Source organism: Cupriavidus pauculus (assembly GCF_008693385.1).
In the GTDB taxonomy this organism is placed as follows: domain Bacteria; phylum Pseudomonadota; class Gammaproteobacteria; order Burkholderiales; family Burkholderiaceae; genus Cupriavidus; species Cupriavidus pauculus_D.
Genome location: NZ_CP044065.1, coordinates 3,192,926 through 3,216,550, shown reverse-complemented (window position 1 = coordinate 3,216,550; position 23,625 = coordinate 3,192,926). Strand labels below are relative to the sequence as shown.

The 23,625-nt window shown below is 67.7% G+C and carries 21 protein-coding genes; 7 read left to right on the top strand and 14 right to left on the bottom strand.

Translation table 11 applies throughout. From position 1 onward, the window contains the following. Positions 1–35: 35 nt before the first annotated feature. From FOB72_RS14780 to FOB72_RS14750, 7 genes are all read right to left on the bottom strand, one after another. Complete coding sequence (locus tag FOB72_RS14780; protein WP_223851531.1) at positions 36–872, bottom strand: OmpW/AlkL family protein; 837 nt, start codon at positions 870–872, stop codon at positions 36–38. A gap of 50 nt (positions 873–922) precedes the next feature. Beyond that, positions 923–2,146, bottom strand: a complete 1,224-nt coding sequence (locus FOB72_RS14775; protein ID WP_223851530.1) for a DUF2957 domain-containing protein — start codon at positions 2,144–2,146, stop codon at positions 923–925. A gap of 189 nt (positions 2,147–2,335) precedes the next feature. Further along, a complete protein-coding gene (locus tag FOB72_RS14770; protein WP_150373302.1) occupies positions 2,336–3,694 on the bottom strand; it encodes a DUF2957 domain-containing protein in 1,359 nt (452 codons plus the stop codon). A 255-nt stretch (positions 3,695–3,949) separates the two neighbouring features. After that, positions 3,950–4,870, bottom strand: coding sequence for a DUF1571 domain-containing protein (locus FOB72_RS14765; RefSeq protein WP_150373301.1), 921 nt, complete (start codon positions 4,868–4,870; stop codon positions 3,950–3,952). A gap of 154 nt (positions 4,871–5,024) precedes the next feature. After that, entirely contained in the window at positions 5,025–5,978 is a 954-nt protein-coding gene (locus FOB72_RS14760) for a TetR/AcrR family transcriptional regulator (RefSeq protein ID WP_150373300.1), read from the bottom strand. A gap of 354 nt (positions 5,979–6,332) precedes the next feature. Continuing rightward, complete coding sequence (locus FOB72_RS14755; protein ID WP_150373299.1) at positions 6,333–7,928, bottom strand: GMC family oxidoreductase; 1,596 nt, start codon at positions 7,926–7,928, stop codon at positions 6,333–6,335. Positions 7,929–7,935: 7 nt separating this feature from the next. Then, a complete protein-coding gene (locus FOB72_RS14750; RefSeq protein ID WP_150373298.1) occupies positions 7,936–8,496 on the bottom strand; it encodes a hypothetical protein in 561 nt (186 codons plus the stop codon). Between the two features lie 317 nt (positions 8,497–8,813). On the opposite strand from FOB72_RS14750, the gene FOB72_RS14745 reads away from it, so the two are divergent. The 4 genes from FOB72_RS14745 to FOB72_RS14730 are packed head-to-tail and all read left to right on the top strand — an operon-like array spanning position 8,814 to position 13,169. After that, on the top strand, positions 8,814–10,412 hold the full coding sequence (locus FOB72_RS14745) for a flavin-containing monooxygenase (protein ID WP_150373297.1): 1,599 nt from the start codon (positions 8,814–8,816) through the stop codon (positions 10,410–10,412). Next, positions 10,409–11,314 (top strand): SDR family NAD(P)-dependent oxidoreductase, encoded by a 906-nt coding sequence (locus tag FOB72_RS14740; RefSeq protein WP_150373296.1) that lies wholly within the window; start codon positions 10,409–10,411, stop codon positions 11,312–11,314. The genes FOB72_RS14745 and FOB72_RS14740 overlap by 4 nt, the downstream gene beginning before the upstream one ends. Then, entirely contained in the window at positions 11,311–12,291 is a 981-nt protein-coding gene (locus FOB72_RS14735; protein WP_223851351.1) for an alpha/beta fold hydrolase, read from the top strand. The genes FOB72_RS14740 and FOB72_RS14735 overlap by 4 nt, the downstream gene beginning before the upstream one ends. Continuing rightward, complete coding sequence (locus FOB72_RS14730) at positions 12,288–13,169, top strand: metal-dependent hydrolase (RefSeq protein ID WP_150373295.1); 882 nt, start codon at positions 12,288–12,290, stop codon at positions 13,167–13,169. The genes FOB72_RS14735 and FOB72_RS14730 overlap by 4 nt, the downstream gene beginning before the upstream one ends. Positions 13,170–13,184: 15 nt before the next feature. Here the strand turns inward: FOB72_RS14730 and FOB72_RS14725 are convergent, their stop codons facing one another. Continuing rightward, entirely contained in the window at positions 13,185–13,985 is an 801-nt protein-coding gene (locus FOB72_RS14725) for a MerR family transcriptional regulator (RefSeq protein WP_150373294.1), read from the bottom strand. 202 nt (positions 13,986–14,187) lie between these two features. Here FOB72_RS14725 and FOB72_RS14720 point away from each other — a divergent pair, with 202 nt between their 5' ends. Further along, positions 14,188–16,191 carry a methyl-accepting chemotaxis protein gene (locus FOB72_RS14720; RefSeq protein ID WP_223851350.1) on the top strand — a complete coding sequence of 668 codons (2,004 nt, stop codon included), beginning with the start codon at positions 14,188–14,190 and terminating at the stop codon, positions 16,189–16,191. A 103-nt stretch (positions 16,192–16,294) separates the two neighbouring features. Here the strand turns inward: FOB72_RS14720 and FOB72_RS14715 are convergent, their stop codons facing one another. From FOB72_RS14715 to FOB72_RS14705, 3 genes are all read right to left on the bottom strand, one after another. Continuing rightward, complete coding sequence (locus tag FOB72_RS14715) at positions 16,295–16,861, bottom strand: Sbal_3080 family lipoprotein (protein ID WP_150373293.1); 567 nt, start codon at positions 16,859–16,861, stop codon at positions 16,295–16,297. Positions 16,862–17,000: 139 nt separating this feature from the next. Next, on the bottom strand, positions 17,001–17,567 hold the full coding sequence (locus FOB72_RS14710; RefSeq protein WP_150373291.1) for an OB-fold putative lipoprotein: 567 nt from the start codon (positions 17,565–17,567) through the stop codon (positions 17,001–17,003). Positions 17,568–17,642: 75 nt separating this feature from the next. Continuing rightward, positions 17,643–18,227 carry a TetR/AcrR family transcriptional regulator gene (locus FOB72_RS14705; RefSeq protein WP_150373290.1) on the bottom strand — a complete coding sequence of 195 codons (585 nt, stop codon included), beginning with the start codon at positions 18,225–18,227 and terminating at the stop codon, positions 17,643–17,645. A gap of 136 nt (positions 18,228–18,363) precedes the next feature. Here FOB72_RS14705 and FOB72_RS14700 point away from each other — a divergent pair, with 136 nt between their 5' ends. Continuing rightward, a complete protein-coding gene (locus tag FOB72_RS14700) occupies positions 18,364–19,302 on the top strand; it encodes a 2-dehydropantoate 2-reductase (RefSeq protein ID WP_150373288.1) in 939 nt (312 codons plus the stop codon). A gap of 76 nt (positions 19,303–19,378) precedes the next feature. Then, positions 19,379–20,344 (top strand): ketopantoate reductase family protein, encoded by a 966-nt coding sequence (locus FOB72_RS14695; protein ID WP_150373286.1) that lies wholly within the window; start codon positions 19,379–19,381, stop codon positions 20,342–20,344. A 9-nt stretch (positions 20,345–20,353) separates the two neighbouring features. Here FOB72_RS14695 and mnmE read toward each other — a convergent pair whose 3' ends face one another. From mnmE to tam, 3 genes are all read right to left on the bottom strand, one after another. After that, positions 20,354–21,781 carry a tRNA uridine-5-carboxymethylaminomethyl(34) synthesis GTPase MnmE gene (mnmE, locus tag FOB72_RS14690; RefSeq protein WP_150373285.1) on the bottom strand — a complete coding sequence of 476 codons (1,428 nt, stop codon included), beginning with the start codon at positions 21,779–21,781 and terminating at the stop codon, positions 20,354–20,356. Beyond that, positions 21,778–22,617: a CHAD domain-containing protein gene (locus FOB72_RS14685; RefSeq protein ID WP_223851349.1), complete on the bottom strand. Its 840-nt coding sequence runs from the start codon at positions 22,615–22,617 to the stop codon at positions 21,778–21,780. The genes mnmE and FOB72_RS14685 overlap by 4 nt, the downstream gene beginning before the upstream one ends. A 162-nt stretch (positions 22,618–22,779) precedes the next feature. Beyond that, entirely contained in the window at positions 22,780–23,550 is a 771-nt protein-coding gene (gene tam / locus FOB72_RS14680; protein ID WP_150373284.1) for a trans-aconitate 2-methyltransferase, read from the bottom strand. Between the last annotated feature and the right edge of the window lie 75 nt (positions 23,551–23,625).

The following is a 23,625-nucleotide window of genomic DNA, read 5'->3' as shown; positions in this document are numbered from 1 at the left end:
TCGTGTTCCCTCTCCCCTGCGGGAGAGGGATCTTCCTAGAACTTGTAGGACGCGGCGAGGAAGAAGATCAGCGGTTTCGGATCCATCTTCGTCTTCGACGTGGACAGCGTGGTGCCATCCGATGCCTTGATGGTCATCGTCGACGTCGTCTTGAGCGGAATGTAGGTCACCGCCGCCGTCACCCCCCAATGCTCGTCGAAGTTGTACGTGCCGCCCACATTGAACACGGGCGCCCAGGACGACGACGCATCCGCATGCACGCTGGTCGGCCCCGGAATTCCGGCACCCGCCGCCAGAATCGCCCCCAGGTTGTTGTTGACCGAAGCCGCGAACGCCGGATTGATGCGGATGTCGGTAAAGAAGTTGTACGACACGCCCACGCCGAGGAACGGGCGCAGCCGCGAACCCGGATCCATGAAGTGATACTGCACGATCGCCGCGGGACTCCACTGCCGCGCCCGCGTGATGATCGGGTTCAGCGACGGATCGCCGAGGCTCTGGTGCCCGAGCGCGCCGGCCGGACCCGGCGGAATGAGCTCGCCATGACCGTAGATCTTGAACTCGGGTGGAATGCCGCCCACGCCCGTGACCGCGATATGGTCGGTGAAGAAGTGGCTGAACGTCAGGCCGAGCGTGTTCGCGTTCGACGTCGACAAGCCGCTGCCGGGCGCGGAGAACGTGCTGGGGAGGCCGAGCGGATAGTTGATCGGCACGTCCACGACGTTGGTCGTGAGCGGCGGGCTCACGCCACGCGTCTGGATATAGAACCAGCCGGCGGAGACCACGTTGTCGCCGGCCTTCTGCGCGAGCGCCGGCGCCGCGAACGTGGTGCACAGCGCGAAGCCGGCAGCGACGCGCGCGAGTTGACGCATCCATTGCGGAGACCGCATGCGGAGTTGCAGAGTCATCGACATGTCTCCGGTCATTCGACGAACGCGCCGATGGTGAAGTAAGGCGAGCCGCCGCGCGTCTCGAGGAAGCCGAACACACCGCCCGTGAACATGAACTTGCCGGTCGGGGTGGTGGCGTTGCCGTCCTTGCGCGTGGTGGTGATGACGCCGGCCGTGGTCTGCGAGTAGTCGAGCTTGAGCGCGATGGCGAGCGTGGCGTCGGACGCGCGGAACGGGTCGAGCATCGCCGCGTCCACGCCCACGAGCGCCGTCGTGCGGTACTCGAAGTTGCTGTCTACGCCGATGTATTCGCCGTTGATCGCGCCCTGCGTTGCGGAGACCGCGGGCGCCATCATGCCGATACCGATCTCGTCGTCGGCGCCGATGGGCTGCAGGTTCGTGAACGACGCGTTGGCATACCCCACGCGGATCATCACCGGCACCAGCGCGCCACGAAGCTTGCCCACGATGAGGTACGCGCGCCCCTGCGTGCCGCCGAGCGTCGGCGCGAGCTCGCCTTCGTAGTTGGTGGAGAGCAGCGCGCCGCTCGGATGCACGGCGAACTTGTTGCCCTTCTGGCGGCACGAGCCGCCCGCCTTGTTGTCGCACACCGTGAACGAACCATCGGCCGCAAGCGACATGCGATAGTCCTGCGCGACCCACTGGAAGTTCTTCGACGGTACCTCGTGGAAACCGGACCCGTTGTACGTGCCCGCGACCTTGGTGAGGTCGCTCTCGATCTGCGAGAAGCCGATGAACTGGAAGTACGGGAACGTGGTGTCGGGCACCGCGCCCGCGCCGGCCACACCATTGAACTGGATGCGCGCGCCGGGAATCGTGCCGCCCATCACGCCCTCGCCCAGGAACAGGCGCGCGGGGCGCGCGGGGTCGAGGCTCGCGCCGTTGAGCCGGAATGCGCACTGATTGAGCTTGTCGGTCGGCAGGCCGGTCTCCTGCGTCAGCGTGCCGGACATCACGTTGGAGCCGCTGACGGTGTCCGAGCGTGTCGGTTGCACCGTGCCCGTCGTGCGCGGCACCGAGGAGTCGAGGAACGTCACCGCCCACGTCATCCGCTTCGTGTCGATCTGCACTTTCACGAGCTCGCCCGAGCCCGTGCCGCCGAGGTACGGCGTGGAGTAATCGACCGCGGCGGGACACAGGCGCACCACGGCCGATGCCGGCGCGGCGGATCCCCCGCCGCCGCCTTCACCGCCGCCGCACGCGGCAAGCGCGAGCACGGTACCCGCCGCGAGCATCGCGCGCGGCAGCCATCGCCGCGCCGTGGCGAAAGCGGTTTGCTTCGTTGCGGGGCAGCGCGATGCGACATGCGGCTGCATGGCTTCTCTCTCCATGGCGAGTCTCCTTGTGTGGCGTACGTCCGGGCGCCCGTGCGGGGATTCCCTGCGGGCGCTTCTGTTATGGGCGGTGGTACTCTCGAATGGCGCTCAGCGGCTCGCCACCACGCTCACGCGGAACGTGGGACTGGCGGCATTGCCGTACAGATGCGCGAACACGGGGCCGGTGGTGATCATCTGGCCGGCCTGCCCGCTGTTATCGACGGTGTTGACGAAGCCGGGCGCGTTCTGCGTCAGGTCCATCTGGTAGGCACCGATCGGATGCAGCGACGAATCCTGCGGATCGATCAGCGCCACGATGTTGTTCTGCACGATCGACGACACGTACTTCAGGTCGCTGCCCGAGCCGATATAGCTGCCGTTGAGCACGCTGTTCGTCGTCCTGACGTTCGGGGCGAGCAGCGCAAGGCCGGACTCGTCGTCGATGACGATCTCGAACGTGCTCAGGTCCGCGATCGCGTAGCCGACGCGGATCAGCAGCGGCACGAGCTTGCCTTCGAGCTTGCCGACCACGAGCACGCCCTTGGCCTGGCTGCTCTGATCCGTCGTGACGGACTCCTTCCAGAAGTACGGGTAGTGCTTCGTCTTGTCCTTGTTCGTGCTCTCGAACGCGCCATCGTTCTGCGCGCGGGGCTTCCATGGCTGGCCCGTCGAGAAGCAGTCCGCGCCCGAGGCCGGTGTGCAGGTGCCATCCGCATGGATGGTTTCGGTGGACGTCTTCGTCGCGGCGATGAACTTGTCGCCGGGGAGGATCGACGCGCCCGACGGCACGATGTGATAGCCGATCATGTTGTACGCACCGGCCACCTTGCTGAAGTCCGTCTCGGTCTGCGCGAAGGCCAGGACCGGATAGACGGGAAACGTCTTGGGCGGAATGACGCCGATGCCGAAGATGCCGTCGAACGAGATCGTCGCACCCGGAATGCCGCCGCCGGCCACGCCGTTGCCGACGAAGACGATCGGCGGATTGGCGGGATCGATCAGCGCCTGCGATACGCCATCGGACGCCGAGACGGTCTTGAGCTGGAGCGCGCAGGCATTCTGCGCCGGCGTCGGCAGCGGCTTGTCGGGATGCGTGAACGTGCCTTCGAGCGTCACGCCCGCGCGCGTGGGCTGCACCTCGCCGGTCCGCTTGGGCACCGGCGATTCGATGATCTGGATGCGGTATGTGCCCGCCGTGGTGTCGAACTGCATCTTCACGAATTCGCCGGCACCGGAGCCGCCCGTGTAGACGGTCTTGTAGTCCAGCGAGGCGGGACACAGCGCGGCGACGGGATCGTTCTGCGCGGGGCCGGAGTCGGGGCAGCTGTTGGTCTGTCCGCACTGCTGGCCCGCGGCGGCCGGCGAACTGGTGGGCTCGCCTTCACCGCCGCCGCATGCGGCGAGTGCGAGTGAAAGGCTTACCCCTGTGACAAAAAGGAAGGCGCGTCGACGCGACGGCTGGTGCATGGCTTGTCTCCATTTCTTATGCCGGCGACCCGGTTTCTCCGGATCTTGCTCGGTGGTCGGACTCTGGCCGCTGGGACGCCACAGCGCAATAGAGCGCACGTTCCAAACATGGCCGGTCCGGTCGATACGGGTACTGCATGGCCGTTCGCGGCGTCGTTCAAACCGCGCGACGCGGCGCGCGAGCGCGAATTCAAACGCACGGACTTTCGCGTGCGAACTGCACGGCGGAACCCGATCGGAATCTGAACCTGAGAATCAGAACTTGTATTCGCTGTTGGCCGGATCGAACGCGGAAGCATCGAAGTTCTTCTTCACGGCCTTCTCGAAGACGATCTTCTCCACCATGAAGCCGTCGGCATCCCACGCGGTTTCCACACGCGGAAACGGGTTCCTGAGATCGAACATCAGCTGCACCTTCTTCGCGTAATACTTCGGTGCGCCTTCGGGCAGGTCCCAGGTGAGCGCGACCATGCGCGTGCCGTGTTCGCGCACGATCTCCGCGCGCGTGTATTTCTCGCTGAGGCCGGCGGCACGCAGCGTGCGCGCGTCGCGTTCGAGCGTGGAGACGACGAACTGCAGCCCGAGATCGCGCACGGTGTGATTGGACTGCGCGCGCGCGAGCGAGCCGTCGAGCGCGAGCCAGATCGACGTGAAGCCGAGCATGCCGCCGAGATGGCCGTACATCTCGTCCTTGCGCTTCGTCTCGTCGTAGATGATCTCCTGCCCCGCCTGCACACCATTGGGCAGCCATTTCGCGTAGAGCTGCCGCGGCAGATGGCGATAGCGGACCTGCATGCGCGCGGGCACGTCCTGCCACTGTCCGTTGAGCCGTTCCTGGCGCGTCATCCAGTATTCGTACTCGGGATAGCGGTTGACCTCCGCGCGGGCCCATTGCAGCAGTGCTTCGGGTCGCATGGCATCGAACGTGGCCAGCACCTGCTCGTCGGAGAGCGCCGCCAGTTCGCCGCTGGCGGTCTGCTTCGAAAACAGCGTGGCCTGCTGGGCCGCCGGCAGTTCGTCGTAAGGCGTGGCCGCGCGGGTCAAGGCGGCCGGCGCGGACGCGGACTGCGCGGCGCCCGGCGGCGCCGCCAGCAGGCCGAGCATGCCGCCAGCGAGGGCGAGCAGCGTGAGGGGAATGGAAGAGGATGCGGACGACAGGATCGGGGGGGCCTTCATGGTGTCTCCTCGTTTCTAGTTATGTGCGGCCGGACGGCGCGCGCGCGAACGCGCGCCTCGCTCTCGCGATTCGGGAACAGCGATCGGAACAACGATCGGGAAGGGGTTGGAGGAGAGCGGCCCCGGCCAGGGCCGCCCTCGTACTACGGTGCCGCTACGTCCTGGGACGCGTGCGCATCCAGTCGTCGAGCGGGTTGCTCGGGAAGGGCGCGCAGTGCTCGCGGCGCACGGCCATGCTGGCCGTGGCGGATCGGGAGGTGCCCTCGTTGCGTACCGTGCGCGCGGCGCCGCGGCGCGCGCGATTCACGGCGGCGGCGGTCGCCGCGGCGACCGTGTGGGCTTCGTCCTCGATGGTGGCGGCGAGCGCGGCCATATGCTCCTGCCTGGCGCGTTCGTCCGCATGCTGGTCTTCGCCGATGTCGAAGACGTCCTGCAGCGCGCCGAGCTGATCGGACGACGGCGCGGGCGCCTGGAGGGCGGCCACGACCATCGACGTCAGTTGCGCGAGTACGTGCGCATCGCTCATCTGCTGGCCTTGCGTGAACGTCGGCATCAGGTTGCCGAGTTCATCGCCGGCCAGCACGCCCGCCAGCGCCTTGAGCGCGAAATGCAGGCGCCAGCCCAGTTCCTGGCGTGGGACATCGGGCAGCGCGCGGGCGAACGCTTCGAAGAAGCGGCCGAACACCGGCGCGTAATGGCCGACCAGATAGGACTGGATGAACGGAGAGGTATCGGAATACACGCGGCCGAGCAGCCGCAGGAACGACGGACCGCCGATATCGGGCTCGCGCGCCATCTGGAGCGCGGGCACGAACAGCGCGCCCATCACGTGTTCGCAGCGGATGTCATGGCCTGGCCACCGTGCCTCTACGGCATCGAGTAGCGCAAGCCTGCGCTCGTTGAGCGGATCCAGACGGCGCCCCAGCACCGACTGCATCATCATTTCCTTGCTGCGGAAGTGGTAGTTGACTGCTGCCAGGTTCACGATGGCCCGTGAGGTGACTTGACGCAGGGAAGTCGCCTCGTAGCCGACCTCGATGAACAACTTTTCAGTTGCATCGAGAATGCGGGCCTTCGTGTCTCCTGCCGTGCTTCTGCCGGTCTTCATGGGTGTCTCTCGCAAAAAAAACCTGCTGTGGACCCCTGCAAAAAATATCCACTACCATTTGGCTCCGAGCTCTGACGGCTGACGGTTGCTTGAAACGGTTGTACGAAGCCTATCTATGGCTTCGAGCGTTTCACAAGCCAAATATTCGAAGAGTTGCTCTAATGAGACAAAACGGATTGTCGCCCCGGTCAGGGGTTGTCCGTCCGCGTGGCCCGGTCCGGTCGCCGATTGCCGCAAAGTCCCGTCACGCAAGGGTTTGCGAACGATCGCCGCCATCTGTTGTGTGCCACGCCCTCCTCCGGCTCCGCCCCCCGACAGAGCCCACTCTCTTACCTTGCAGCGCCGCCACGCTCATCACGCCGTGATGTTTCGCCGCAGCTGTGACACATTTTGCAATGTCAGTGCGAATACTGACAACTGCGGATTCGCCCCTATGCTGGTGGGGAAGACAGATCCGTCGAATACCCATAGATTTCGTAGTTCATGATGACGTCCCTGGCTATCCACCACGCCAGCAGTAGGGTCATCGCTCATCCCGCAGCCGCCCATCAGGTGGGCCGAGAACAGCAGCGCGCGAAACGGCCGTAGCGGCAGCGCGCCGATGGCCTTGCGCGCGGCGGGCCAGTTGTCGTGCCAGGCGCCGTCCAGATGTGCCGCGCGGACGCGCCGCGCGCCCGCGGCAAACTGGGCCTCCGCCATGCTCAGGTACGCGCGGCGCACGCCGTCCCATACATAATCGCTGACCGCATAGTCCAGGACCGGACTGCCGTCGTCGGCAATGCGCACGCGTCCCCCTTCGCTCTCCGGCACGAACCCATCGCGCAGCAGCGCCAGCATCGCGTTGGTATGGGGCAAGGCCGCCATCGCCCGGCGCAGCTCGTCGCCGAGCGCGTTGAACACGCCCGCGCTGATGCCCGGAAACATCGGTGGCACTTCGAGCTTGTAACCCATCGGGCCTGTCGCGCCATCGCGCCACTGGAAATGATCCGAGGCGACCGACTGCGGTGCGCCATAGTAAGGATCGATACGCTCGGGCATTTCCGCGATGGTGAGATTGACCGGATGAATAAACGTACGCTTGCCGATGCGCGCATGCGGATCGGGGATGCGTGAGCGCAGCAGCAGCGCGGGCGTATTGATCGCGCCGCCGGCCGCGATCACGTAGCGCGCGTGCACGATGACCGGAACGCCGGTCGCGGTGTAACCGTCGCCGCCCAGTGCCTCCGCCGTCAGGCCGCTTGCATGTTGCCCGACGTGGTCGATCGTGCGGACGCGCACGCGGTGGACGAGCGTGGCGCCATGCGCGAGCGCGGCGGGGATCGTCGAGACCAGCATCGACTGCTTGGCGTTGACCGGACAGCCGAGGCCGCAATAGCCCGAGTTCCAGCAGCCCTTCACGTTGCGCGGAATCACGTGCGATTCCCAGCCGAGCCTGTCGCATCCGCGCTTGAGCACGCTGTTGTTCGCGTTCGGCGCCATCGCCCATGGCGACATGCCGAGCCGGGCCTCCACCTGTTCGAACCATGGCGCCATCTCGCGCTCGCCGTGGCCACTCACATGATGGTGCGCGGCCCAGTGCGCGAGCGTCTGCGGCGGCGTGCGAAAGCTCGACGACCAGTTGACCGTGGTGCTGCCGCCCACGGCCCTGCCCTGCAGGATCGCGATGGATCCGTCGCCGGTCGCGCGCGCGGCCGCTTCCTGATACAGCTCGCGATAGGCGCGTGCCTCGTCCATGTCGCGGAAGCTGTCGGAGGTGTGCAGGCCGCCCTCCTCGAGCAGCAGCACGCGCAGTCCCGCCTGCGCGAGCACCTCCGCGCTGATGCCGCCGCCGGCCCCACTGCCGACGATGGCGACGTCGGTCTCGAAGGTGCGCGGCGACGTGAACGTGGAGGCGTCATGCACGCGCCAGCCGGCCGCGATGCCGGCGCTGTAGAGATCGTCGATGGGCATGGTCGGTTCACGCGTGGAGCGCGCGATAGATGGCGGGGTTGGGTCCCGGATAGCCGCTGGCGGCCCACGTCTCCGGCAGCACGAAGTAGCTGACGCTCGCGAGCTTGACGAGCACGACGCCGCCCGCGTTGAGCGTGGCGAAGCGGCTCGCCCGCCAGCGCGCGAGGAACGCGCGCGCCTGCCCGGGCGTGGTGTGCTCCCAGGGCGTGGCAATGCCCGCCAGCATCCAGCGCAGCGGCCGGCTGGCCAGCAGGTCCAGCAGTTTGCGTAGCTCGCCGCGCGACTGCGATCCCATGGCCGCGATGGTCGCGTCGATATTGCGCACGGCCTTGTCGAGCCGCACGTCGCGCTGCGCGGTATCGAGCGTCGCGAGATCGCTGGCGATCGCGGGCAGCAGCGCGCGGAACATCGCCACGTCGGCGGGTTGGAGGAAATCCAGCCCGGGCAGCGGCGGACTGGCACCCGCGCATCCCGTCAGCGCGGGGAGGATCGCGGCGCAGGCGAGTGCGGCGGTGAAGCCGGCGCCGACCTTGAGCACGTGGCGGCGCGCGGGGTCGCGAGGGGGCATGGCGGTCTCCGTGGATGTTGTCGTTCTCGTATCACCCGCAGCTTTGGGCGATCGGCGTTGCGATTCTGCCGAAGCCGCCCGCGCGCGCCAGCAATCGCTCAGCGGTTTCAAACGCACGGCGGCGGTCCGTACCCAGCGCTGCGATCCCGCCACTAACGCCGTTTAATGTGATGCCAACATCGCTGGAAATCGGCCAAAAATAGAGCAATCCTTCAAACCAGCGCGTTGACCGACGCCGGGGCGGGTGCCTACGATGACATCGATCAATGTAAAGATCGACGCCAGATCGATGCCACCACCATGGAGAGACGCCCCCGATGAATGCCCCACCGAGAAGTGCCTCGGAGACCCGTGCCGACGGGCATTGCGACGTTGCCATCATCGGCAGCGGGTTCGCCGGACTTGGCATGGCCATTCGCCTCCGGCAGTCCGGTGTCGAGGATTTCGCGATCTTCGAGAAGGCCGACTCGCTGGGCGGCACCTGGCGTGACAACCACTACCCCGGCTGCGCGTGCGACGTGCAGTCCCACCTCTATTCGTTCTCGTTCGCGCCGAACCCGGACTGGTCGCGCATGTTCTCGCCGCAGCCAGAGATCCGCGCCTACCTCGAACGCTGCGCGGACCGCTTCGGCCTGCGCCCCCACCTGCGCTTCGGCCACGAACTGCGCCGTGCCAGCTGGGACGAGCATGGGGGCGTCTGGCGGCTCGAGATGGCCAATGGCGCGCGGATCAGCGCGCGCGTGCTGGTCTCGGGCATGGGCGGGCTGAGCCGTCCGTCGATTCCCGATATCCCGGGCCTCGAATCCTTTGCCGGCACCTGTTTCCACTCGCAACAGTGGCGGCACGACTATCCGCTGGCCGGCAAGCGCGTGGCGGTGATCGGCACCGGCGCGAGCGCGATCCAGTTCGTGCCGCAGATCGCGCCGCAGGTCGCGCAACTCGATCTGTACCAGCGCACCCCGCCATGGATCATGCCGAAGCCGGACCGCGCCGTGAGCGCGCGCGAACGCTGGCTGTTCCGCTATCTGCCATTGACGCAGGCGCTGTGGCGCGCGGGGCTGTACTGGGCGCTCGAGGCGCGCGTGCTCGGCTTCGTGATCCATCCGAAGCTGATGAAAGCGGTGGAACGCATCGCGCGCCGGCATCTCGCGCGGCAGGTGCCCGATGCCGCGTTGCGCCGCACGCTGACGCCCGACTACACGATCGGCTGCAAGCGCGTGCTCATCTCCAACGACTACTACCCGACGCTGTCGCGTCCCAACGTCGACGTGGTGACCACGGGCATCGCGCGCGTGGAGCCCGATGCGATCGTCATGCGCGACGGCACGCGGCGGCCCGCGGACTGCATCATCCTCGGCACGGGCTTCCACGCCACCGATCCGCTGCCGCGCGGCGTGATCGTCGGCCGCGACGGGCGCGACCTGCTCGACGCGTGGCGCGATGGCGCGCAGGCGTACCTGGGCACCACGGTCGCGGGCTTTCCGAATCTGTTCCTCGTGGTGGGCCCGAACACGGGCCTCGGCCATAGCTCGATGGTGTTCATGATCGAATCGCAGGTGGCCTACATCCTCGACGCGCTGCGCCATATGGACAAGCGCGGCCTGCATGCGGTGGATGTGCGGCCCGAAGTGCAGCGGACCTTCAATGCGGATATCCAGAACAGGCTCGGCCACGCGGTGTGGTCGGCCGGCGGCTGCGCGAGCTGGTACATCGATCCGCGCAGCGGCCGGAACACCACGCTGTGGCCGGGCTTCACCTTCCAGTTCCGCCGCGCGACGGCCTCGTTCCGGTTGAACGACTACGAGACGTGGCCCCGGCGCGCGCATGCGCCCGATGCGAGGGACATGCAGGACGCGATGCGCGACGCGATGCACGACGCGCAGGACGCCTACAACAACGAACGGAGACCCGCATGAAGGTATTTCGAGACAAGGTGGCGGCCATTACGGGCGCCGCGTCCGGCATGGGCCGCGCGCTTGCGCTGGACCTCGCGCGCGAAGGCTGCCACCTCGCGCTGTCCGACTGCAACGCCCATGCGCTCGCGCAGACCGTCGCGGACGTGGGACGCATCGCGTCGCGTAGCGCGCCGATGCTGCGCGTGACAAGCGCCGTCGTCGATGTCGCGCAACGCGATGCCGTGCATGCGTGGGCCGATGAGACCGCCGACGCGCATGGCTGCGTGAACCTGATCTTCAACAATGCGGGCGTGGCGCTCTCGAGCACCGTCGATGGCATGACGTACGACGATCTCGACTGGATCATCGGCATCAACTTCTGGGGCGTCGTGCATGGCACCAAGGCATTCCTGCCGCATCTGAAGGCGACCGGCGAAGGCCATATCGTCAACACGTCGAGCGTGTTCGGCCTGTTCGCGCAACCGGGCATGGGCGCCTACAACGCGAGCAAGTATGCGGTGCGCGGCTTTACCGAAGCGTTGCGGCAGGAGCTCGACCTGATGAACTGCGGCGTGTCGGCGACGACCGTGCATCCGGGCGGCATCAAGACGAACATCGCGCGCGCGAGCCGCGTGTCGCCGAGCGTGAACGGGCTGCTCGTGCGCGACGCGCAGCAGGGCCGCGACGAGTTCGAGAAGTTCTTCATCACCTCCCCGGAGAAAGCCGCGCGCGTGATTCTCGATGGCGTGCGCGCGAACCGGCGGCGCGTGCTGATCGGACCCGATGCGGTGGCCGCCGATGCGATGGCGCGCCTGCTGCCCGCCGCGTACCAGTCGCTGGTCGTGCGCGAAACCCGGCGCAAGCGCCGCAAGCTGCTGGGCGATGCCGCGCCGGCCCCCGCGCACGACGGAGAGCGCGCGTGAGCGCCGCGCTGCCGCGCGAGGCGGCACTGCAATCGCCACCGGGATGGTTCACGCGCTGGTTCGGCCAGGGCCGCATCGGACTGTTCGGCGTCTCGCAGCAGACGCTCGCCCGACGCTATGCGTTGCCGCAGTCGCGCTGGGCCGCGGTCACGCTGCCGGACTGTGCCGGGGCTCGCCTCCACTACACCGACGAGGGCGTGCCGGACGGCGAACCGCTCGTGCTGATTCACGGCTTCGGGGCATCGCTGCATACGTGGGAAGGCCTGATGCCCGCGCTCCGGCGGCACTATCGCGTGTTGCGCTTCGACCTGCCGCCGTTCGGGCTCAGCGGGCCACTGCGCGACGCGCAGGGACGCATCGTGACGATGGATGTCGATCGGTACCGCGCGGTCATCGACGGCTTTCTTGCCGCGGTGGGTATCGGGCGCGCGACGTTCGTCGGCAGTTCGCTCGGCGGGCTCATCGCATGGGATCTTGCCGTGCGCGCGCCCGCGCGCGTGCAGCGGCTCGTGCTGATCGGCGCGGCGGGGTTCCCGATGAAGCTGCCCATCTGGATCGACCTGTTCCGTCATGCGCCGGTGCGCTGGTCGGCGCCGTGGATGTTGCCCGAGGCGATCGTGCGGGCGGCCACGCGCGATGTGTACGGCGATGCGTCGCGTATCTCGGAAGCGACCTTCCGTCGCTATGTGGACCTGTTCCATGCCGCGGGCGTGCGCGAGGCCGTGGGACGCATGGTGCCGAAGCTCGACTTCGACGCGCTGCCGACCGAGGCGCTGCACACGGTGCGCGCGCCCACGCTCGTGATGTGGGGCGAGCACGACCGGTGGATTCCCCCCGCGCATGCCGATGCCTTCGTCCAGCGCATAGCGGGCGCGCGGCTGCGCCGTTATGCGGGGCTCGGCCATATCCCGATGGAAGAAGATCCGCGGCCCGTCGCGGCCGATCTGTTGTCATTCCTCCAGGAGACGTCATCATGATGCCTGTCCGACGCGACGTGCATCCCCATCTGCCGCCCGATCGCATCTGCGACTGGCACGAGCGGGGGCGCCATGTCACCCACTACATCAACGCGCTGTCGATCTTTTTTCCGGCCGGCGAGCGCTTCTTCATGGACAGCGTGCGCAACTATCGCGACCGCATCACCGACCCCGAGCTCAAGCAGGCCGTGGCGGGCTTTATCGGGCAGGAGGCGATGCACACACGCGAGCACATCCTCTATAACCGGTTGCTCGACGACGCGGGCCTGCCCGCATCGAAGCTCGACAACGCGGTGGCGAAGCTGCTGAACCTGCTGCGCCGGATCCTGCCGAAGTCGTGGCAACTCGCGCATACGATCGCGCTCGAGCACTACACCGCGATGCTCGCGGGCGGCCTGCTCTCCGACGCGCGCCACATGGGCGACTCCGAGCCCGGCTACCGGCAGGTGTGGACGTGGCATGCGCTCGAGGAGACCGAACACAAGGCCGTGGCCTACGATGTGTGGAACGCGGTGATGAAGCCGGGTCCCTACCGGTACCTGCTGCGCGCATTCACGATGCTGACCACCACGGTCACGTTCTGGGCGATGGTGTTCGTGTTCCATATCCGCCTGGTCATGGCGGACCGCGACTGCCCGAACAAGCTGCTGGGGTTTGGACGCGTGATGAACTTCCTGTGGGGCTCCCCGGGCGTCCTGCGGCGCATGATCCCCGAATGGCTCGACTACTTCCGACCGGGCTTCCATCCATGGGACGAAGACAACCGCGCGCAACTCGCCCGCATCGATCCGCTCGTGGCGGAAATCGAGGAAACGGCGATCCGGGCGGGGGCGAGCACGCGCGCGCCGTCTATCCGCGGGGTGTCGGCAGGCGCGTGACCGCGGCAGTTGGCATCACTTGCCCGCCTTGCCGCCGGGCCCGTCTTGCAGGTGCTCGAGTATCGCCGCCACGCGGTCGCCCAGGTACTTGTTGGCCGAGATCTCGAGCGCGCGCATCATTTCCGTTTCCACGGCAACCATCGCCAGCGGGCGAATGCGCCAGAGGATATCGACGAGGCGCGGCACGTCCTGGGGCGGCGGCAGGTTGCCGTCGCCGAACTTGTCGAGTTCCCGCACCACCATCGCCACGATGCGGTCGGACACCGCCTGGAAGTGGCTGCGCGCGTGTTCGATGATGCCGAGCACGTCCTCGAGCGGGAATCCCGCGCGTGCGATCTCCGCGCCGGCTTGCAGGGCGCGCGGGCTCCGGGCGAGATAGCCGAAGCCATCGGGCTCGAGCAGCCCCAGGGCGATGGCCTTGGCGAGCGCCGGGCGCGAGACCGCCCGACCGAACAGGCGGGCGAGGGCCAGATAGGAGTAGTGCCGCGGGGACTCGCTGGTCCATGGACTGCTGATCGCGCTCTCGAGCCCGAGGATCGAGCGCAGGTCATGGCCTTCCACGATGGCCTTGAGCAGCTCCATGATGTTCGCGAGCGTGTACCCGCGTGCCAGCAGATGGTTGATGAGCCGCAGGCGCCCGAGGTGGGTCTGCGTATAGATGCCCACGCGCCCGCGCCGCTCGGGCGGATCGATCAGCCCGCGATCCTGATAGGACCGGATATTCCGCACGGTCGTCCCGGCCGCGCGCGCGAGTTCGTCGATCGTGTACTCGGGATAGGCGGGGGTACCGCGGGCGGTCGGCTTGGGAGCGGGCATGCGCAGATTCTAGACCGTTTCTACAGACCCTTTCTCCGGACTGCTCCTCAGACAACCAATACATGTAAAACCCGTTCATCTGTAAAGCATTTCCTAAAGTCGATCCCCCAAGTAACCGTAATAGCTCCGGTGACGACCGGCCCGAAGAGCAGGCGTCGCCCACGCGCCGGGATGGCGTGTGGTCACTCCACGGAGCGCCCCCTTGTCAGAACTCATCATCCATAGTCCGAACCTTGCCGGCCGCGCACGGGAGCGCGCCAGCAACTGGAGCATCGGCACGCGCGTCGCACTCGTCGTGCTCGTCGTGCAGGTCATCGCCTTCGGCGCCTTCTCGCTTGCCATCTCCGTTGCCAGCATGCGGCAACTGGAAACGCAGGCGCGCGACGCCATCACCGCCGAGAGCCAGACCCTGCGGGAACTGGTCGGCCAGCTCGACGACACCATGCTCCAGGAAGCCGACCGCTTCATGCTGAGCTTCGCGGCGGTCCTCCCCGGCCCCTACGCGGTGGATCCGTCGCAGACCATCGAGGTATCCGGCAAACCGACCCCCGCCTTCCTGAGCGGCGACCTGCAGCTGAACAACAGCTTCGAGATCCCCGACCGCTTTCTCGCCACCACCGGCGGCACGGTGTCCACCGTGTTCGCCCGCACCGGCGACGATTTCGTCCGCGTGACCACCTCGCTGAAGAAGCAGGACGGCGAACGCGCCGTCGGCACGCTGCTCGACCGTTCGGGCGCCGCCTACGCCGCCATATCCGCGGGCCGTTCGTATCGCGCCCTCACGTGGTTGTTCGGCAAGCCCTATATGAGCAAGTACGAGCCCGTGAAGGACGTTGGCGGCAAGATCGTCGGCGCGCTGTACGTGGGCGTGAACGTCGAAGCCGAGCTCGCGTCGCTGAAGAACCGCATTCGCCGCAAGACGATCAACGGCACGGGCCACTTCATGGTGATCGATGCCAAGGCCGGCGCGGACCAGGGCAAGGTGATGGTGGACAAGCTGGGCAGCGAAGGCACCTCGCTGCTCGACGCGAAGGATGCCGACGGCGGCACGTGGGTCCGCGACATGATCGCCGCCAGGGACGGCACGCTGACCCACACCATCGCGCTCGGCGGCACGTCGCCGACCGAACGCCTGACCGCCTTCGTCACCTACCCCGAATGGCAATGGCTGATCGCGGGCTCCGTGCCGATGGCCACGCTGCGCGACGAACTGGTGGCCAGCCGCAACCGGTTCCTGATTGGCGGCCTGCTGGCCGCGCTCGCGGTATCGGCCGCGTTCTGGTGGCTGCTGCGCCGGATGGTGAGCCAGCCGCTCGCGCATGCGGCCGAAGCGGCCTCGCGACTGGCGGCCGGCGACCTCACCACGCGGCTGGACAGCCAGCGCGGCGACGAGATCGGCGAGCTGATGCGGGCGATCGATGGCGTGGGCCAGGGCCTCACGGGCATCGTCGACAAGGTCCGCGCAAGCATCGGCGCGATTGCCGGCAGCACGAGCCAGATCGCCAGCGGCAACGCCGATCTGTCCGCGCGCACGGCCGCACAGGCAGGGAGCCTCGAACGCACGGTGGCCAGCCTCGAGCAACTGACCACGACGGTGCAGCAGAACGCCGAGAACGCGCAGGACGCCGACGGAGCCGTGACCAGCGCCGCCGAGGCGGCACGCGCGGGCGGCGAAACCGTCGGCCGTGTGGTCACCACGATGGCGGATATCCACAAGAATGCGCAGCAGGTCGTGGACATCATCGGCATGATCGACGGCATCGCGTTCCAGACCAATATCCTCGCGCTCAATGCGGCCGTGGAAGCGGCACGGGCGGGCGAACATGGCCGCGGCTTCGCGGTCGTGGCCGGCGAGGTGCGCAGCCTCGCGCAGCGCAGCGCCAACGCGGCCGGCGAGATCAAGCAGCTGATCGAGCGCACGGTAACGGACCTGAAGTCGGGCAACGAGGCCGTGCAGCAGGCCGGCAACGCGATCGACGACATGGTTCGCCGCGTGGAAGGCATTGCGGCACTGATGGGCGATATCAGCGTGGCGTCACGCGAGCAGTCGCAGGGGCTGACGCAGATCAGCGGCGCGGTGGCGGAAATGGACATCACCACGCAGCAGAACGCCGCGCTGGTCGAGGAAGCCGCCGCTGCCGCGGAAAGCCTGCACTATCAGGCGCAGGAACTGCGGCAGGCGGTGGAAGTGTTCCGCCTCGCCTAATGGGCGGAAAGGCGGAAAGGCGGAAAGGCGGAAAGGCGGAGAGGGGCGGGATAAGGCGGGATGAGGCGGCCGTACCGGCTCCCCCCTCCCCCCGCTCCGCCTGTCAGGCCGCCGGCGGCGTGGCGGCGGCGTCCGTGGCCTGCGGCGCGGGCTGCGGCTTCAGGCCCGGGAACAGACGTTCCACGAGCATCTCGATGGTCTGGTCGGCCGGCACGAGGTGGCTGAAGTTCAGGCCACCCGAGCTGCGGTTGGCGTTGTACACGGCCTTGCCCACGCGTTCGCCGCTGCGGTACACGGTGATATCCGCCGCGTTCACGAACGGCATCCAGTAGGTCTGCTCCTGCACCGTGTACGTCACGGTAAGGGGACACGACGCGATCGACGAGTCGGGCGGCAGCATCTTCACTTCGAAGTTGCGCGCGCGCAGCGACGAGCGGAACGCATTCAGATAGGCGTTACCGTTGGCCGTGTTGGCGATCACGCACAGCAGCGTGCCGTCGGCACCGATCACGCGCGTACCGTTGATGCGGTACTGCGGGACGCCGTTCGGCGTCTGGAACGCGAGCAGCGGGTCGGATTGGTCGGGTCGATCCACGGGCGTGACGGCCACGTAGGTCGAGCAGGCGCTGACCGTCAGGGCGAGCGCGGTGGCAAGAAGGGTTCGTTTCATCGGGGTGTCCTGGCGGGGGTTCCGGAGCGTGTCGGCGCGGCCGAGCGCACCGCCGGCAGCATGCCTACTTACTCTAGGCGCCCGGACGCCCTTTCAATCGCACGAACAGAGGCCAAAACCCCCGGCAAAGCGCCGGCGGCTAGTTCGCGCCGCCGCGCAGCAGGCAGTCCGCGAGCAGCGGCGTGTCGCCGTTGAGCAGACCGGCACCCGTGCATTCCACGGCCACTTTCTGGCCGCGCCGCACCATGGTCGCGCGCGCTTCCACCTCGCAGGCGCGCGTGCCCGGACCGCAGATCTGCCGCGGCAGCAGGTTCGCGCGCACGACATGACCGTAATCGTTGGTACGGATCTCGAGGAACACGTCGCTGCCTTCGCGGCGAATGCCGCTCGCGATGCCCTCGACGATGAAATACTGGCCGCGGTAGCGATCGTCCGCCGCGCCGGTATTGTCGCGGTAGTCGTTGAGAATCGCATCCGCGTCGTACTGGGGAAGCCGGTCGGCCGGCCGCGCGGGGTCGATGCTGATCGGATCGAGCGTGCCGTTGCGCGGGATGCCGCGGGGCAGGCTGGCCGGCGCGTCGGGGGCCGCCGCATCGCTGGTATCGGAGACGACCGCGGGGGTCTTTTCATTGCCGACAAACCACAGCATGCCGAGAACCACGACAGCAATGACGGCAATGAGGGTCTGACGGGTGCGACTCAACATCGGAGAACCTGCGCTGGCGGAATGTGGCAAAGATCGCCAGTGTAAACGGTTCGCCGTTGTCCTGATGGGGAGTCCTCAGCCGCCGGGCAACTGCGCGCGCGCCGCGGCCAGCACCTCGTTGGACAGCGCATGCCCGCGCGTGGCGCGCGAGAGTACCAGCGCACCGACCAGCATCGCCATCTGCGCCAGCGCATCGGTATGCCGCTGGCCGGCATCCTCGGCCGGTTGCAGTGCTTCCAGCAACGCCAGCTGCGCGGCGAATCCCGCGACGAAGGCCTCGTGCACGGGCTTGTCGTCGGCCTCGCGGGCCACATCGTTGGCGAGCGCGGCAATCGGGCAGCCCGTGCCCATGGCATTGCGGCTGCGCGCGGACAGGTAGCTGTCGATCAGCGCCGTGAGCGCGGTGGCGCGGTCCGGCGCGCCGTCGATGCGCTTGCGCCACCGTTCGGTCGATTCCTCGAACGCGCGCGTGCAGGCGATGGCGGCCAGCGCATCCTTCGATTCGAAATGGCCGTAGAACCCGCCGTGCGTGAGGCCGGCCGCCGACATCAGATCCGCCACGCTGATGCCGTGAAACCCCTGTTCGCGAAACAGGCGGGCGGACACCTGTTCGATATTGGCACGGTTCTTCTCTGCTTCCGCCTTCGATACCCGTGGCATCTGGTCGCTCCTGCTTCATTTCTCGATGGCCCGATGGTCGGCGCTCCCCGGCCCGCTGTCAACGTGCCCTGAATAAAAGTTGATCGTCATGTATTATCGCGAAGCGATATGACGGACATTCCTGGAGACGAACATCATGAAGATTCTGGTTTTGGGCGCGGGCGCCATCGGCGGCTATTACGGTGCGCGGCTGATCGAAGCGGGCGCCGACGTCACGTTTCTCGTGCGCCCGGGCCGTGCGGCGCGGTTGGCCGCCGACGGCCTCGTGGTGCGCAGCGAGCTCGGTGAATTCCGGCAGCCCGTCCGGTGCGTGGACGACGCCGGCGTGCGCGCATCCGACGTCGCCTACGACCTCGTGCTGCTCGCCTGCAAGGGTTACGACCTCGCCTCCGCGATGGACGCCATCGCGCCGGCCATCGGCCCGCAGACGCGCATCCTGCCGTTTCTCAATGGGGTGTCCGTGTACGAGCGCCTTGACGCGCGCTTCGGCCGCGCGCATGTGATGGGCGGCGTATCGCAGATCGCGACCATGCTCGACGCCGATGGATCGATCGCCCATTACGGCAAGCTCGACGTGGTGATCGTCGGCGCGCGCGAGCCGGTACAGCAGGCCGCGGCGGAAGCGTTCCACGCGCTCATCCGCACCACGCCCGGTACGCGCAGCGTCTCCGACAACATCGGGCAGGCGCTGTGGAACAAGTGGATCCATATCGCGACGGCCGCGCTGATGACCTGCCTGATGCGCGGAACGGTCGGCGAGATCGCGCGCACGCAGGACGGCAAGGCGCTGATGCGCCGCGCGATGTCCGAGAGCCTTGCCGTGGCCGACGCCGAGGGTTATCCGATTCCGGCAGCGGTGGTGACGCAGATGGAGACGCGGCTGCTCGACGAAAATCTGGACTGGATGGCCTCGATGGCGCGCGATATCGCCAATGGGGCACCGCGCCTCGAGGCCGACGACGTGGTCGGCGACCTCGTGCGCCGCGCGGCGGCGTTCGGGCAGGACGCGCCGATCGCGCAGGCCGCGTACTGCCATCTGCAGGTGTACGAAGGCCAACAGCGCCGGGGCGCCTGAGCCTGACATCGCCGCCTGCGGCGTGCGCGGCGCCGCAGTATAGTTTCCCCCACACCAGACCCTGTGGAGAGACACCATGAAGATTGCAGTGATCGGCGCCGGCGGCGTGGGCGGGTTTTTCGGGGCGAAGCTGGCCGCTGCCGGCTGCGACGTGACGTTCGTCGCGCGCGGCAACCATCTGCGCGCGATGCGCGAGCATGGCTTGCGGGTTCGTGGCACGCGGAGCGCGGATGGAACGGGTGACGATCTGCACCTCCGCGACGTGAATGCCGTGGAGGACGTCGGCCAGATCGCGCACGCGGACCTGATCCTGATCGCCGTCAAGCTGTGGGACACCGAAGCGCTCGCACCCACGCTCAGGCGCCTGACCGACGGGGGCGCGGCGGTGGTGTCTTTCCAGAACGGCGTGCACAAGGACGAGATCCTGCGCCGTCATCTGCCCGCGGAGGCCACCTTCGGCGGCGTGAGCTACATCGCATCCGTGATCGCCGAGCCCGGCATCATCGAATACAAGGGCGCATTGCAGCGGCTGGTATTCGGCGAGTTCGACCGCAGCGTGAGCCCGCGTGTCCAGGCGTTCCATGCCGCCTGCGTGAAGGCGGGCTTCCAGGCCGATATCAGCGAGGACATCACGCGCACGATCTGGGAAAAGTTCGTCTTCCTCGTGGGCCTGTCCGGCACGACGTCGAGCATGCGCCAGCCGATCGGCCCGATCCGATCGAACCCGCAGACGCGGGCGTTCCTGCATGACGTCATGCGCGAAGTGGTCGCCGTGGGCCGCGCGAAGGGCGTTGCGCTCGCGGAGAACTTCGCCGACGATCGCCTCGCCTTCTCGGACACGCTGCAACCCGACATGACGTCGTCGATGCACCACGATCTCCAGCGCGGCAATCGCCTGGAAGTCCCCTGGCTCAGCGGCGGCGTCGCCGCGTACGGCCGGGAACTGGGTGTACCCACGCCGTGCAATCGGGCCATTGCCGATGTGCTGGCGCTGTATGCGGAGGGTACGCGCGAGTCGTCCCGAGCCGTGCAGGGGACGTGACGGGAGATCTCACTTCCCGATACAGAACCGCGTAAAGATCGTCCCCAGCAGATCGTCGCTCGTGAACTCGCCCGTGATGCTGTTCAGGTGTTCCTGTGCCAGCCGCAGTTCTTCGGCAAACAGGTCGAGCGCCTGCGCCTGCTGGTCTGCGCGTTCCGCGGCGCAGTCGAGGTGCGATTGCGCGCAGCGCAGCGCCGTGAGGTGCCGCTCGCGCGCGAGGAAGGTGCCTTCGCTGCCCGACTGCCAGCCGACGATACGCAGCAGTTCGCGGCGCATCAGGTCGATGCCCGCGCCCGTGCGCGCGGAGATCCAGATCTCGGTGGGATTGGGGCCGTTGGCCACCACCACGTGCGGGCGGTTGCCGCCGAACATCGTGTCGCTGGCGGGGGGTGCCATATCGATCTTGTTGACCACGCGCACGATCGGCGATCCCGGCGGCAGATGGCCGCTGAGCCGGTCGTCGATCGCATCGTCGACCTCCGACAGGCCGTTCTCGAGATAGTCCGACGCATCGACCAGATGCAGCACCACATCCGCGCGTCCGATCGCTTCCCACGTCCGCTCGATGCCGATGCGCTCGACCTCGTCGGCCGCATCCTCGCGCAGCCCCGCCGTATCGATGATATGGAGTGGAATACCTTCGATCTGGATCGTCTCGCGCACGCGGTCGCGCGTGGTCCCCGCGATCGGGGTGACGATCGCCAGCTCCGCCCCGGCCAGCGCATTCAGCAGCGACGACTTGCCGACGTTGGGCTGGCCCGCGAGCACCACCGACAGCCCTTCGCGCAGCAACGCGCCCTGCTTTGCCTGCCGGAGCACGCCCTTCAGCGCCTCGCGAATCGCCGCCAGCTGGCCGCGGGCATCGGAAGCCTCGAGGAAGTCGATCTCCTCTTCGGGAAAGTCGAGCGTCGCCTCCACGAGCATGCGCAGGTGAATCACCTTCTCCACGAGCGTATGGATGGCCTGCGAGAACACACCTTCCATCGAGCGCGCCGCCGAACGCGCGGCGGCTTCGGTGCTGGCTTCGATCAGGTCCGCGACGGCTTCGGCCTGGGCAAGGTCCAGCTTGTCGTTGAGGAACGCGCGCCGCGTGAACTCGCCCGGCTCGGCGAGCCGCAGGCCGACATCGCGTCCCGCCTCGAGGCACCGCGCGAGCAGCATCTGCATGACCACGGGACCGCCGTGACCCTGCAGTTCGAGCACCTCTTCGCCCGTGTAGGAATGCGGGGCCGGAAAGTACAGCGCGAGGCCGTGGTCGATGACACCGCCGCGCGCATCGAGGAACGGCAGGTACGTCGCATGGCGCGGCTTCAGCGTCTGGCCACACACGGCGCGCGCGATCGTCGCAACGTCGGGGCCGGATACGCGCACGACACCGATACCGCCGCGTCCGGGTGCGGTGGCGATGGCGGCAATGGGAAGCAGGGGAGCAGTCATGGGCCGTATTTTCGCAGATCGGTCAGGCACTCACACAGCAGTCGCCGGGCCACGGCATCGTCGACGACCGTGCCAAGCGCGGTCTGCCGACGGACGAGCTTCTTGTGCAGGCGCTTGCGCAGCCGCCGCGGCAGTACGTCCGCGAGCGCCTCGATCGCGTAGCGCAGCCGCTTGTTGCCGATGCGCAGGCGATGCACGTGTTCGGTCTGGCCATCGCGCGCGGTCCGCGCCAGCGCGCGAACGTGGCGGCGTGCCTTGCGTACCCGGCGCTGCGCGAACGCATCGAGACGCATGGCTTTATCGCGGCGCTTCCGCGTGGCTGACGTCGTCTTCCGCAACGTTCGTACCAGGCGTCGCACATCGTCCTCAAGCGTACCCAGACGCGGCCGCATGTCACGTGACAATTTCGTCATCATCACGTCGTGCGCCGCGGCGCGACGGGTCCGCGCGGCGTCGATCAGGGCCAGCAGGACCGGATGCGCGGGTTCGCGTTCGAGCGCCGGCGCGAGCGTCTCGGCGACGAACACATCCCAGTCGCGCGTCTCGCCACAGGCATCGGCCGTGTCGCGCAGCACGGATTTCCAGCGCGCACGGACCGCATCGGCGACCACTGGCTGGAACGCCCAGGCTACCGCGCGCAGATGCCGAACGGCGACGCGCAGGGCGTGGATCGCCTCCATATCGCCAGGGTCCGGGCTATCGGGACGATGGCGACGATCGGGACCATCGCGACCATCGCTGATATTGCCAACATCACCGACCAACGCATCGACGCGTGCCAGCACCGTGCAAAGCCCCGCATCCGCCAGGGCCACGAATGCGGCGAGCGGAGCCATCTTGCGTCGCAGGCCGCCGCGTGTGCGCCCGGACCGTATGCGTTCTGCCATGGCGGGTGGATCGTCTGACGCGCGTGCGCGACGCTTCCAGTGTAGGCGATCAGGCACGTGACCGCAGTACACGAGCCGCCTGGTGCGGCGCGACATGCGCGGCGCCGCGGGCTATCGCGTGGCGACGATAAACACGCGCGGGAATGGCAGCAGCACGGTGCCGTCCGCCAGCGCCGGCATGGCTGCCGCGATCTTCGCCTCGTAGCGGCGCAGATACTCGGCGCGCTCGGCGTCGTCGAGCGGCGCGAGGAACGGCCGCAGGCCGCTGCCCTTGAACCATTCGACGACCGCGGCCGCGCCGCCCGCGAGCGGATGCTGGTAGATCGTGCGCCAGATATCCACGCGCGCGCAGAGCGGCTTCAGCAGTTCGTAGTACCAGCGCTCGGACGCGAGCGGCGTGCGCGCGTCGGCCGCGGCGGCAAGCTTGGCGGCCCACGGTCCTTCCAGCGCGGTCTCGCGCATCAGCAGATGCGGCGCTTCGTTGAGGTTGTCGGGCATCTGCACCGCGAGGCTGCCGCCCGGCGCGAGCTTGCGGATCAGCGAGGGCAGCAGCGTGGCATGGTCCGGCACCCATTGCAGCACCGCATTGGCGAGGATCGCATCGTACGGACCCTCGTCGCGCCAGTCCGTGATGTCGGCCTGATCGAAACGCAGGGCGGGCAGGCGCTTGCGCGCGGCCGCGATCATGTCGGCATCGCTGTCGAGCCCGATCGCCTCCGCATCGGGGTAACGGGCCGCGAGCACCTCCGTGGAGTTCCCCGGTCCGCAGCCGATATCGACGACGCGCTTCGCGTCCTGCGTGGGAATGGCGCCCACGAGATCGCGCACGGGACGCGTGCGTTCGTCTTCGAATTGCGTGTACTGCCGGGCGGACCAGGTCATGTCGGCTCCTCGTGAAGGTGGGGATCGACAGCAAGGATACGCCTGCTGCCCGCCAAAGAAAAAACCCGGCCGGAG